This is a genomic window from Streptomyces sp. LZ34 (assembly GCF_053890475.1).
The window spans coordinates 10,321,328-10,333,027 of sequence record NZ_CM132680.1 but is presented as its reverse complement, the minus strand read 5'-3'; the positions used below and the strand labels follow the sequence as shown (position 1 = coordinate 10,333,027).

Annotated in this window: 10 protein-coding genes; 2 read left to right on the top strand and 8 right to left on the bottom strand. The window is 70.2% G+C overall.

Features of this window, described 5'->3' with window-relative positions; translation table 11 throughout:
* Positions 1-14 precede the first annotated feature (14 nt).
* The 5 genes from ACWY4P_RS44265 to ACWY4P_RS44245 all read right to left on the bottom strand — a co-directional run bounded on the left by ACWY4P_RS44265 (position 15) and on the right by ACWY4P_RS44245 (position 4,575).
* A complete protein-coding gene (locus ACWY4P_RS44265) occupies positions 15-719 on the bottom strand; it encodes a response regulator (RefSeq protein ID WP_456206451.1) in 705 nt (234 codons plus the stop codon).
* A gap of 348 nt (positions 720-1,067) precedes the next feature.
* On the bottom strand, positions 1,068-1,247 hold the full coding sequence (locus ACWY4P_RS44260; RefSeq protein WP_456206450.1) for a hypothetical protein: 180 nt from the start codon (positions 1,245-1,247) through the stop codon (positions 1,068-1,070).
* Positions 1,248-1,308: 61 nt separating this feature from the next.
* Entirely contained in the window at positions 1,309-1,590 is a 282-nt protein-coding gene (locus ACWY4P_RS44255; RefSeq protein ID WP_456206449.1) for a hypothetical protein, read from the bottom strand.
* A 301-nt stretch (positions 1,591-1,891) separates the two neighbouring features.
* Entirely contained in the window at positions 1,892-2,980 is a 1,089-nt protein-coding gene (locus tag ACWY4P_RS44250; RefSeq protein ID WP_456206448.1) for an amidohydrolase family protein, read from the bottom strand.
* Positions 2,981-3,975: 995 nt separating this feature from the next.
* The gene (locus ACWY4P_RS44245) at positions 3,976-4,575 is read right to left on the bottom strand and encodes a TetR/AcrR family transcriptional regulator (protein ID WP_456206447.1); all 600 of its coding nucleotides are present in this window, start codon (positions 4,573-4,575) and stop codon (positions 3,976-3,978) included.
* Positions 4,576-4,719: 144 nt separating this feature from the next.
* Between ACWY4P_RS44245 and ACWY4P_RS44240 the strand changes: the two genes are divergently transcribed.
* Entirely contained in the window at positions 4,720-5,514 is a 795-nt protein-coding gene (locus ACWY4P_RS44240) for an alpha/beta fold hydrolase (RefSeq protein WP_456206446.1), read from the top strand.
* 168 nt (positions 5,515-5,682) lie between these two features.
* Complete coding sequence (locus ACWY4P_RS44235; protein ID WP_456206445.1) at positions 5,683-6,054, top strand: antibiotic biosynthesis monooxygenase family protein; 372 nt, start codon at positions 5,683-5,685, stop codon at positions 6,052-6,054.
* 381 nt (positions 6,055-6,435) lie between these two features.
* Here the strand turns inward: ACWY4P_RS44235 and ACWY4P_RS44230 are convergent, their stop codons facing one another.
* Genes ACWY4P_RS44230 through ACWY4P_RS44220 form a run of 3 tightly spaced genes read right to left on the bottom strand, consistent with a single transcriptional unit; the run spans position 6,436 to position 11,700 of the window.
* On the bottom strand, positions 6,436-8,094 hold the full coding sequence (locus ACWY4P_RS44230; RefSeq protein WP_456206444.1) for a (2,3-dihydroxybenzoyl)adenylate synthase: 1,659 nt from the start codon (positions 8,092-8,094) through the stop codon (positions 6,436-6,438).
* The gene (locus tag ACWY4P_RS44225) at positions 8,087-10,147 is read right to left on the bottom strand and encodes an acetate--CoA ligase family protein (protein WP_456206443.1); all 2,061 of its coding nucleotides are present in this window, start codon (positions 10,145-10,147) and stop codon (positions 8,087-8,089) included. The genes ACWY4P_RS44230 and ACWY4P_RS44225 overlap by 8 nt, the downstream gene beginning before the upstream one ends.
* Positions 10,144-11,700, bottom strand: coding sequence for an FAD-dependent monooxygenase (locus tag ACWY4P_RS44220; protein WP_456206442.1), 1,557 nt, complete (start codon positions 11,698-11,700; stop codon positions 10,144-10,146). Before ACWY4P_RS44220 ends, ACWY4P_RS44225 begins: the two co-directional genes overlap by 4 nt.

Genomic DNA, 11,700 nt, shown 5'->3' with positions numbered 1-11,700 from the left:
GTCCTTCCTGGCCGCTAGGCGGGGCGCCCGATGAACCGGTAGCCGATGGTGCGGACGGTTCCCACGAACCGGGGAGCACCCGCGTCGTCGCCCAGCGCGCGCCGCAGAGTGCGGATGTGCACGTCCACGACGCGCTCGTCGCCGAAGAAGTCATCGCCCCACACCTGGGCCAGCAGGCCGCGCCGGGTGAAGACCCGTCCGGGGACACGGGCCATCGCGAACAACAGATCGAAGTCGAGAGCGGACAGCTCCACCGTCCGGTCGGCATCGACCAGCACGGTCCGCGTCACGCGATCGACAGCCAGTCCGTCGAAGCGCAGCACGCCGTCCTCGTGGTCCGCCTCGGACCGGCTGTCGGTGCGCCGCAGGATGGCGCGCACCCGTAGTGCCAGTTCGCGGGGGCTGAACGGCTTGGTGACGTAGTCGTCACTGCCGGTGGTGAAGCCGATCAGCCGGTCGACCTCCTCGTCCCGGGCGGTGAGCATGATCACCGGAATCTGGCTCGCCTCCCGGATGCGGCGCAGAACCTGGAATCCGTCCAGGCCCGGAAGCATCACGTCGAGCACCACGAGGTCCGGCCGGTCGCGGGTGACCGCCTGCAGAGCGGACGGTCCGTCCGCGGCTTCGACGACGTCGAACCCGTCCGCCTCCAGGTAGCCGCGCACGGTCATGCGGATCTTGGGCTCGTCATCGACGACCAGAACGCGCTGCGTACTCATCGTGCTCGCTTTCCATCGCCGAGATAAGAAGAGGGGGGAGGAAGGCCGTCATGGCCGCGGGGGCACCGGCGGCATGGAGGCAGAGGGCCTCGAATGCCGCCAGCGTACGGTGTCTGTCGTGGTCGGCGACGCTCTGTAGGCCGGCCTCTGCCAACGAGCGCCGCGCCGCCGGGTCGCCGAGCAGCTGAGGGTCAGCAAGGGCGCCCACGGCACCGGGCAGGAAAAGGTAGCCGTTGCGGCCGGGGGAGGACGAGGTGTGGCAGCGCCGTCGCGACGGCCGCGACGAAGGCTTGCCCGCGGCCATGGCCTTCAAGGTGACCAGGCTCTGCGGCTCCGCGGTGCCGGCATTCAGAAGACGTCGCAGCGGACACAGAAGTACAGGACCTCTTGGTCGGTTGCGAGGCCGTGGAGGGTGACGCGGTCCCGGCTGCCGAACTCGTCCGCCAGATGCTCCAAGGCGTGCTGGGGCAGGACCGCCACTGTGTGCAGCAGTTCGTAGGCGTTCTTCTCCCCGTCGAGTCGGCCCACCAACAGGACGCAGGCGCGGGTCTTGTCATGGTTCCTGGCCGTCTTCGAGAAGCGTTCCAGGTCAAGTCCGCAGGAGGACGGCGCGGACTGGGGAAGCCAGCCCGTTGTGTGCAGCAGTTGGACCGCCCTTGGGGGGCGCGGTGACCCCGCGGGCGCGGCGGGCCACGTGCCCCAGGTCCCGCCAGTCCAACCGGGAAGCCGCGCCCGCGAGTCGGGCCGAAAGCCGGGTGTAGCCCAGGAAATTCTCCGGCATGAAGTGGTTCGTGGCCGCCACCGGTGTCCCTCGTCGGCGCGGGGCGGCCGCCAGGCTCCGGCAGACGGCGAAGTGGGACGGGATGTGCACGACGTCGGAGCCGATCTCCTCCAGCAGACGCGGAAGGCGGGATGGAACGAGGTGCGGTGGGCGGCCAGCCGGTGCACCGTGATCCCCTTCTCCACGCTGGTCCCGGCACCGGCCTCCGCCGCCGGGCAGATCAGGCACCGGCTTCCCCGTCCTGCGTGCCGCGTTCGCCCGGCCAGGCGACGTCGATCTCCGTCGCTGGCCTCCCCCGTCGGCCGGCGCCGGCCTTTGCACAGAGCCCCGTCTGCGCCCCTCGGCGGGGCAGCGGGCGGCGGGCCGGGCCGGGCCGGTGTACGGTCGCGGTTCAGCGAGAGCCGGAGCGGCGTATACGCGCTCGCAGCTTCGGGAACTGCTCGAGGGCGTTGGTCCGCTCGAGAGCGATCCGCTCGCGACGGCTGTAGACCTCGTCGACGGTCGGTTCGGGGTCGCCTGCCTTGAGAAGCGGCAGGCTGCCCTTGAGGAAGGGCATCGTCTCGGCGTTGTCGGCCGCGTAGAGGTGGCGGGTCGCCGGCCAGTCGCTGCCGAACATGATGTGGTCGGCGGGCACCAGCGACGACAGCGGCTGCAACTGCGCGGCGGTGAACGCCTGTGCGTCGTCGAAGTACATCCGCGAGAGGTACGTGAGGGGGCCTTCCGGCAGCACCTCGTTGAACGGCGGGAAGGCCGAGTGCCGGGTTGCGAGCCGGTAGGCCAGGAACGGCAGTGCCCCGCCGCTGTGCGTGAAGTGCCAGCGGATGTTCGGGTAGTCCCGCAGGACACCGTTGTAGATCAGGCTCGTCATCGCACGGGTCGCATCGAACGTGTACTCGAAGACGTTGTTCCCGGCTGGGATGTCGGGACCAAAGCAGAGCTTTGGGGCCGGGTTCACCTCCGGACCCGTCGGGTGGACGTAGACGTAGGCACCGCGGTCATTGAGGATCTCGTACAGAGGCGCGAAGGAAGGATCCCCCAGGTAGGTGCCTTTGTAGTTGGTGAGCAGGCAGATGCCGTCGAGGTCCAGTTCGCCGAGCGCGCGGTCCACCTCGGCCACCGAGCCCTCGATGTCGGGCATCGGGGTGACCGCGAAGATCCCGAAGCGGTCACCACGGGTCTGCACGAGTTCGCGGGCGTAGTCGTTGACCGCGCGGGCGGTGGCGCGCCGGTCGTCGACCGGGCCGACGGTGACCTGGAGGTCGCCGAACGACAGGACGCTGGCCTGGATTCGGTACTGGTCCATGAAGGCCAGGTGCCGATCGACCGACCACGGACCGTACGCCCCGGTAATGGCGCCGAGGAGGCCGTAGCGCTTCAGGTAGTCGTTGTACACGTCGGGGGAGTAGTGCGCGTGGGTATCAATACGCCAATTACCCTTCGGCAGCCCCGGCCCGGACGCTGCCGCCTCCGGACTGGCCATGGCAGCAGGCACCGTGGCCGCAGCCGTCGTGACAAGCGCCGCGGCCGATGCCCCTTCGATCATCCTTCGGCGCGAGATGTTCCGTCGCAGGTTCAATTCAGTTCCCCTCTTCATTCTGCGTGCGAGTCAGGTCGTATGTGCGTGCGTCACGGCGCCGTCGTCAGGCCGGCAGGGCCTGCGCAGGAGGGCGATGGTCCCCTCGGTAGTGGAGACCGCTCTCTCCACGGGCGCGCGTGCGCGCGGTCCAGGCCGATCGGGGAGCGCAAGCGGCCAAGTCGCCCCTCGGGCCGGGCCGGTTGCCGCCAACAGGTCGATCCGGCGCTCAGGCGTGGGAACCCCATGGCGCCGACGTAGCCGCGTCGGCCGGCGGTCGGCTGGGGAGCGGACCCGCGGGCAACGCCGCCGACCCCGCCGCCGCTGCCCCCACCAAGGTGAACAGGCCGGCGGTTTCTTCATGCAGCGTGTCATCGCCGACCTCGTGCCCAGCGGGGTCCACGTGCCTGGCCGACCCCAGACCAAGGAACGCGCCGATCACGACGGAACCGGACAGCGCGGTGCCAACCGCCGTAGTCAGGTGCCGCACAGCAGGGTGATCAACGTTGTCCGCCGGCGGGACGAGGAGTACGTGCATGACCGCCAGACAACAGCCGCCTCATAAAGCACGTACCACTCAGCACATGAAGCCTCCATGAAGCCAATCGCCGGAGTGGCGCCCATGCCTTCGAGAGCTTCGTACCGGTGCAGGGCCTCGCTCAGGTCGGTGGTCGATCACACCGGCTCGGCCAACCAAGGGTCGGCGAGCACGTCCGGGAGTACCTGACGGCGCTCCACATGTGGACGCGGGCAGTTGGCCGGAGGCCATGCCGGGTGTGCAGTAGCGCTCGGCAGCGGGGCGGGCGAGGCTCACTCGGCGGGGGGCGATGACGGGTTGACACGAGTCCGGTTTCGCTGCCTGAACGCGGTTGTTCCCCTCTGTCAGGAGCTTTCGGTGACTATTACCGGGAGTCCTGCGGTGTGTCGGCAGGCTGCAGCGTGGTGAGCCATTGGGCCACGACGGCGTCGATGAAGGCGTCGGTGACCTGGCCGCGGTCGAGGAAGAGCCGGGCGAGGACGGGCCCGTACAGCAGGGTGAACTCGTCGTCGCTGATCTGGATGCCCGAAGGCTCCAGGAGCCTGTTGAAGCCGACGTAGCGGTCTTCGCCGATGCGGACGAGCGCCCGCGCACTGTCGGGGTCGTGGTCGGCCTGGGCGGTGACGGCCAGCGCCGCGGCTCGCACGGCCGGCACGCTTACGCCGGCCCGCAGGCTTTTCAGCCAGGCGGTGGCCACGGCGCCCACGTCGCTGCCCGGTTCCGGGTAGGTGCCGAGGTCGGGGCCTTCCAGGACGAGGTCGAAGAGCAGCGCGGATCGGGTGGGCCAGTGCCGGTAGAGGGTCTGACGGGTGACCTCTGCCCGCTCGGCCAGCAGGGCATAGGTCAGCCCGGCCGGTCCGACCTGAGGCAGCAGTTCTCGCGCGACGGCCAGCACGCGGTTGCGGGTGCGCTGCACCCGCGGGTTGCCCGGGGTCGGCTGACGGCGGTGGAGGGGTTGCTTCATGCCGCCCACCCTACCGGTACATCATACGGCGCGTGTGATTGATGCCACAGGCGCTAATCATACGCCTCGTGTGATAGACCTAGGAGGGTAATCACACGCACTGGATGATTCTCGCGTGTCGGCGCATTCGAAAGGCAGACAGTCATGTCACCTCACAACCTGCTCACACCCACGTTCGCCCGCACTCGCCTCGGCTCCGGCCCCGGCCTGCTCCTCGCCCACGGCGCCGGCAGCAGCCTGGCCGGCACCTACGGCCCCGTCCTGGAAGCCCTCGCCGCCCGCCACACCGTCGTCGGCATCGACTACCCCGGCAGTGGCGACACCCCCCGCTCCACCACCCCGCTGTCCGTCGACGACCTCGCCGACCAGCTCATCGCCGCAGCCGACGCAGAGAGCCTCGACCGCTTCGCAGTGTCCGGCTTCTCCCTCGGCGGCCCGGTCGCCATCCGAGCCGCCGCCCGCCACCCCGAACGCGTCACCGCACTCGTCCTGACCGCCGCCTTCCCGCACCGAGACAACCGGCTCGCTCTCGCCACTTCGGTCTGGAGCAAGATCGCCGCGTCCGGTGACCGAGAGCTGCTCGCCGAATTCCTGCTCATGATGGCCCTCGGCGCCCAGGCGCTGGAGTCGATGCCGGCCGAGCAGCTGCGGCAGACCCTCGGCTACACGGCTGCCACCGCGGCCGACGGCAGCTCCGAGCAGACCGACCTCGTCGGCCAGGTCGATGTCCGGGACGACCTCGCCGGCATCAAGGTCCCCACCTTGGTCGTCTCGACCACCGACGACCGGCTCACCTCCACCGCACTGCACCGCCAGCTCGCCGAGACCATCCCCGACGCCCAACTCGCGGAAATCGCGACCGGCCACCTGCCGATGCTGGAGCGGACCGACGAGTGGCTGCAGCTCATCACCGACTTCCTCGACGAGCACCACGCCTGAACGCACACCACGAGCGGGGCCACGCGGCGAACACCGGCGTAGCCCCTCACCCGGACCGCCCATCGATCACGACTCACCAACAGCCAACTGGGCCGCCTCCCGGTCCCGGATCACCTGCATCTCTGTGGGTTCGTAGACCCACTTCCCCCTCGATTTCTTGGAGAAATCATGCTCACGTTCGGCCACCTCGACGAGTCCACCCACTTCCACGACCAGCAGAAGGAGAAGGCGGGGCCGATCACCATCATCAACACCTTTGTCGCCCCGGAAGGTAAGGAGGACGAGGTGGTGGCCGCCTGGACGGACGACGCGGAGTACATGAAGAAGTCGGGGAGCCTCCTCTCGGTGCAGCTGTACCGGGGCATCGGCGGCAGCCGGCTTTTCACCAACGTCGCAGTCTGGAAATCCACCGAGCACCTCCGTGCAGCACTCGGCACGCCGGAGTTCGCCTCGCACCTGGGGCGCTACCCTGCCGGCACCCTCGCGTACCCGCACCTGTACCAGAAGTTCGCTGTCGAGGGCGTCTGCGAAGGGGAATGACGACCGCTACGCGATTCCGGGCTGCCGTTCGCCACGCACACGACGTGTGGCGACGTGCAGTCCTTGGTCAGCCGCCGGCTCGTGCCGATGACGCCGATCTGTTTCCTCTGACCGACCGGCCGGTTGCTCGAAGTGCTCGGCCTGTTCCGCGCAGAGGAAACTCAGCGGCAGGACGTACGCGAGGACGCATATTGCTGGTCACCAGGAGAGGGCACCTCCCGTTGTTGGTGCGACGGTCGGGACGGGTCGACGGTGATGGCGGTACCTGGAGCTGTTTCCCCAGGTACCGCCAGAAGGCCGGCAAAGCCGTTTGACTCCCTCCGGGGAAGCGGGAGCGTCACCGCAACGTCATCGGCCCGCCCTCCGCGGCGGGGAGCGCCGTCACACCGCCTCGACGGAGTCTGCCTTGCCACGGACGACATCCCGTAGACGCTTCTTGTCGATCTTGCCGACCTTCGTCAGCGGCAACTCGTCCACGACCAGCAGGTCCTCGGGGAGTTTGTAGCGGGCCACCTGCATCGCGGTGAGGGCGGCGCGGACCGATTCGAGGGTCAGGTGGGTCCCCGATTCGACGACCACGACCGCGCACACCCGCTCCCCCAGGTCCGGATCGGGCTTCGCGACGGCGGCGACATGGGCGACACCGGACAGGCGGTAGATGAGGTTCTCGACCTCCTCGGCGGAGATCTTCTCGCCGCCCCGGTTGATGAGGTCCTTGTCGCGCCCCTCGACGACGAGGTTGCCCGACGGGTGCAGCCGGACGACGTCGCCGGTGCGGTACCAGCCGTCGGGGGTGAACGCGCGGGCGTTGTGCTCGGCGGCCCGGTAGTAGCCGCGTGGGGTGTATGGGCCGCGGGTGAGCAGGGCGCCCATCTCGCCGGGCGGGACCGGGTTGTCGGAGGCGTCGACGACGAGGATCTCGTCGTCGGGGCACATGGGGCGCCCCTGGGTTTCGATCTTGATGTCGTCGGGGTCGTCCAGACGCGTGTAGTTCAGCAGTCCCTCTGCCATGCCGAACACCTGCTGGAGCGTGCCTCCGAGCACCGGTTCGGCGCGGCGGGCCACCTCCGGGGCCAGGCGGGCGCCGCCCACCTGCAACAGCCGTAGTGCCGGCGGGGCGGGGTGACGGCCGGAGGCCACGGCCTCGATCCAGCGCTGGACGACGGCCGGCACGGCCGCGGTGGCGGTCACGCCCTCGGCGGACATCAGCGGCAGCACCTTGTCGGGGTCCGGGGTGCGGGCCAGGACCACGCGGCCACCGTTCATGAGGGCGCCCAGGATCCCGGGGCAGGCCAGGGGGAAGTTGTGTCCGGCGGGCAGTGCCACCAGGTAGACGGTGTCGGAGTCGAGGCCGCAGACCTCGGCGCTGCGCCGCGCGTTGTACTCGTAGTCGTCATGGGTGCGGGTGATGAGCTTCGGCAGTCCGGTCGTGCCGCCGGAGAGCAGGAAGACGGCGATGTCGCCACTGTCCGGGGCGATCCGGTCGAGCCGGGCCCGTGCGGCGATCGGGTCGTCGGCCGGGTCGGCCAGCGCGCGCAGATCCGTGGCATCGGGGCCGACCGTGCCGCCCGCGACGAGCAGTTTTCGGACGCTCGGCGTGGCTTCGGCGACCTCCCGCCCCAGAGCCTCGTGGTCGAAGTCGCCCAGCCCGTCCGGTACGGCGATCGACGTGACCTCTGCATGGGCGGCCAGGTAGCGCAGTTCATGACCGCGGTGTGCGGGCAGCGCCATCACAGGGACAATTCCGGCCCGCAGACAGGCCAGGGTGAGCGTGACGAACTCCCAGCCGTTGGGCAGCTGGACGAGCATCGCGTCACCGGGGTTGAGGCCGGAGTCCAGCAGTCGGCATGCCAATCCGTCCGCCTTGTCGATGAGTTGACGGTAGGTCAGACGTGTGTGTCCGTCGACGACGGCCAACGCGTCGCCGTAGGTCTCGGCCCATTCGTGGAGGTACGACCCCAGCGGCCTGCCACGCCAGTACCCGGCCTCGCGGTAGCGGTCGGCCGCTTCCTTGGGCCAGGGGACGAATCCCTCACGCATCGTCGGATCCTCCTTGATCCCGGGAGTCACGCAACAGCAGTACGGCGTCGAGCGCGACGACGTCGCCGTCGGGCAGGACGCGCAGGGGGTTGATCTCGCACTCGGCCACGGCGTTTTCGGTGGCGAGGGAGGCGAGGGCGAGCAGCACGTGGGTGAGTCGCGCGCGGTCGACCGGGATGGCGCCGCGCGCGCCGAGGAACATCTGGCGGGTGGCGAGCTCGTCGAGCATCGCGTGGGCCTCGTGCGGGGACAGGGGCGCGAGGCGCAGGGAGACGTCGCCGAGGATTTCGGCGGCCGTTCCCCCGGCGCCCAGAGCCAGCACGGGGCCGAAGACCGGGTCGCGGCGTACGCCGACGATGAGTTCGGGTCCCACGGGGGCCATCTGTTCGACCAGCAGCGCGGGGCTTGCGGGCATGCGGGCGAGGGCGTCGTCGACCTCCTCGTGCGTGCGGATGCCGACCTGGACCCCGCCGACTTCCGTCTTGTGCAGGACCTCCGCGTCGAGGATCTTCACGACGACCGGTCCGCCGAGCTCGTCGAGAGCCGTGTGCGCCGCGGCGGGGTCGGCGCACACGCGGCGTACGGGCGTAGGGATGCCAAGGTCCGCGAGGACGCCCTTGGCGGTGTGCTCGTCGACGGGGCCGGACACGGGCAGTACGGGTGCACCCGGCGCGGTGAGCTCGGCGGCCTTCAGGCGGGCGCGGGCCGCCGCGTCCTCGACGAGCGCGCGGACCATGACCGATCCGGAGGCCGGTGTGGCCGCGCAGGGGATGCCTGCTTCGCCAAGTTCGCGGCGGCTCTGCCGGGCCTGCTCCACGGGGCCGCCGACGACGGCGACGAGCGGGGTGGCCGTGCGGGCGGCGGCCAACGCGGCCGCGATGTCCACGGCGGTGGGTTCCAACAGCCCGTACACGGCGGTGACGTCGATGCCGGGGTCCTCCGAGACCCGCTCCACCACCTGGGTGAGCACGGGCGACGGGCGGCCGGTGTCTACGGGGTTGTTCAAGTAGGTGAGGGCCGGGAGCAGCTCGCGCAGCTCCTTCACCGTCCGTTCGACCAGCGGCGGAACCTGGATGCCGTGGGAGCGCAGGTCGTCGGTGAGCAGCAGTCCGGGTCCGGCCTGTGCGGTGACCAGGCCGATGCCCGGGCGTGCGTTGGCGGGGAGCCGTATGCGGCTGAGGGCGGTGACGGCGTCGACGAGGTCGCGTTCGTCGTCGACGAGGACGGCTCCGGCCTGACGCAGAGCTGTCCTGGTCACGCGCCAAGAGGTGGCCAAAGCGCCGGTGTGGGAGCGGGCGAAGTCGCCGATGTCGCTGCGGCCCACGACCAGGGCCACGACCGGGACACGACCGGTCAGGCGTCGTACCGCCTCGGTGAGACGGCGGCCTTCCGCGGCGGTCTCCACGTGCAGGGCGACGGCCCGTACGGCGTCGTCCTCGGCAAGGTGGCCCAGGACGTCGGCCTGGGTGACGTCCAGGCTGTTGCCCAGCCCCACCCCGAGGCGCAGGCCGACGCCGGCCTCGGCCAGAGCGAAGGCCAGCGCGTGGTTCACGCCCCCGCTTGCCGCCACGACCGCCACCGGACCCGGCTCCAGGTCGGCCACGCCCGGAACGAAACTGGCCGTCAGCCGTCGATGGGGGGCGAGGAAGCCCGAGGTGTTCGGCCCGAGGACACGGATGCCGGTGTCCCTCACCACCTCGGCCAACGCCTGCTGGTACAGCGCACCGTCACCCCCGGCTTCTGCGAACCCGCCGGCGCAGACGAGTGCGGCGCGGGCACCGACGGCTGCCGCCTCGCGCAGGGCGTCGGCGGTCACGGCGGCCGGAATGCAGGAGACGATCAGGTCCGGCGTGACGCCGTGGGCTTTGGCGGCCTCGCCGACGGTGGGGAAGAAGCCCCGATCCTGGTGCGGGCGGCCGGAGTTGACTTTCATCACCGGCCCCGGGAAGTAGGCCAGGGAGTCGGTCATAGCCGCGCCGAGCTTCCCGGGCGTGGCCGATGCGCCGAGCACGGCGATGGCGCGGGGCGCCAACAGTGCGTCCAAGGCAGTCATTTGATGTCTCCGATGAGGTCGGCCCGCCCGGACAGCAGGAGCGTGGTCGCGGTGTCGTCGTCGTACGCGCCGATGACCGCGGCGGGCAGGCCGCGCGCGAGCCGGGCTTCCTCCGCGATGAGCACACGGGTCAGCGCCGTACCACCGCGAACGCCAATGAGCGGGGCGCCCGCCTCTGCTGCCTCGCGCACCTGGTCGAGGGCGAGCGGCAACCCCTCCTCCGTGTCCGGGGCGTCGATCCACACGCCCGCGCGCGACGACTCACCGCTGAAGGGGAGCATCGAGATGTCGGTGCCGTCCGTCCCGGTCAGGAGGTCGTCGCCGACCGTCACCCGGCGTGAGGGAAGCCGGAACGGCCCGCCGCGGAAAGGTGTCTCCAAGGGCAGCGCTTGATGACGGTCCCGCCACCATGCGTCGACGCGGTCCACGTACGCCGCGTCGCGCACGGCGAGTTTGCCGCGCGGGATGCTGCGGCTGAGGAAGTGGAAGGCGAACTGCGTCGGATCGTCGAGCGTACGGACGTAGCGGCCGAAGTGCTCCCACCAGGACAGGCTGGGCCGCGCCGAGTTCTGGATCCTTTCGACCTTGGGGCGGCGGCGCTCCTCGTACAGGTCGAGTGCTTCCGGCACGCTGTGCGGCGCCTGTCTCAGGGCCTCCGCCAGCGCCACCGCGTCCTCCATGGCCATTTTGGTGCCGGACCCGACAGAGAAGTGCGCGGTGTGCGCCGCGTCGCCCAGCAGCACCCACTTCCCGCGCCGCCACGAACTGGCCCTGTGCGTGGCGAAGTTGGCCCAGCGGGAGTTGTTGCCGACCAGAGGGTGCCCCTCGATCTGCTCGCGGAACAGGTCTTCCAGGTAGCTCTTGGTCTTCTCGTCGCTCGGTCCCGGCGGGGCCGACGGATCGAAGGCGTCGAGACCTGCCCTGGCCCAGGAGTCCGCGCCGGTCTCGACGATGAAGGTGCTCAGCGAGTCACTGATGGGGTAGGCGTGGGCGGCGAAGACACCATGCCTGCCGTCCTGGTGAACGAAGGTGAGACCGTCGAACATGTGCGAGGTGCCGAACCAGATGAACTTCGCGCTCGCCACCTCGGCGGTCGGTCCGAAGTCGTCGGCGAACAGGGTGCGGAAGCGGCTGTTGGCGCCGTCGCACACCACGACCAGGTCGAAGTCGTCCAGCTCGGCGGGATCGCGGACCTCGTGCTGGAAGCGCATGTGCACGCCCTCGGCGCGGGCTCGGTCCTGCAGCAGGCTAAGCAGCGTCTTGCGTACGACTGCCGCCATGCCCATGCCGCCCACGCGCTCCCGGGCGCCGTGCACACGGACCTCGATGTCGTCCCAGTGCCTGCCGTGCTTGTCCAGCGCCTCGCTGAGGACGGGGTCGGCGGCGTCGATCGCGTCGAGTGTGGCGTCGGAGAAGACCACGCCGAAGCCGAACGTGTCGTCGGGGCGGTTGCGTTCGAAGACCACGACCTCGGCGCCGGGCCGGCTCCGCTTCAGCAGCGTGGCGAAGAACAGTCCTCCGGGACCTGCGCCGATGCAGGCAACTTTCATCAT

Coding starts and splice junctions, on each gene's coding strand:
- ACWY4P_RS44265 (WP_456206451.1), bottom strand. CDS start 719: ATGAGTACGCAGCGCGTTCTGGTCGTCGATGACGAGCCCAAGATCCGC.
- ACWY4P_RS44250 (WP_456206448.1), bottom strand. CDS start 2,980: ATGGCCAGTCCGGAGGCGGCAGCGTCCGGGCCGGGGCTGCCGAAGGGT.
- ACWY4P_RS44245 (WP_456206447.1), bottom strand. CDS start 4,575: ATGAAGCAACCCCTCCACCGCCGTCAGCCGACCCCGGGCAACCCGCGG.
- ACWY4P_RS44240 (WP_456206446.1), top strand. CDS start 4,720: ATGTCACCTCACAACCTGCTCACACCCACGTTCGCCCGCACTCGCCTC.
- ACWY4P_RS44235 (WP_456206445.1), top strand. CDS start 5,683: ATGCTCACGTTCGGCCACCTCGACGAGTCCACCCACTTCCACGACCAG.
- ACWY4P_RS44230 (WP_456206444.1), bottom strand. CDS start 8,094: ATGCGTGAGGGATTCGTCCCCTGGCCCAAGGAAGCGGCCGACCGCTAC.
- ACWY4P_RS44225 (WP_456206443.1), bottom strand. CDS start 10,147: ATGACTGCCTTGGACGCACTGTTGGCGCCCCGCGCCATCGCCGTGCTC.
- ACWY4P_RS44220 (WP_456206442.1), bottom strand. CDS start 11,700: ATGATGAAAGTTGCCTGCATCGGCGCAGGTCCCGGAGGACTGTTCTTC.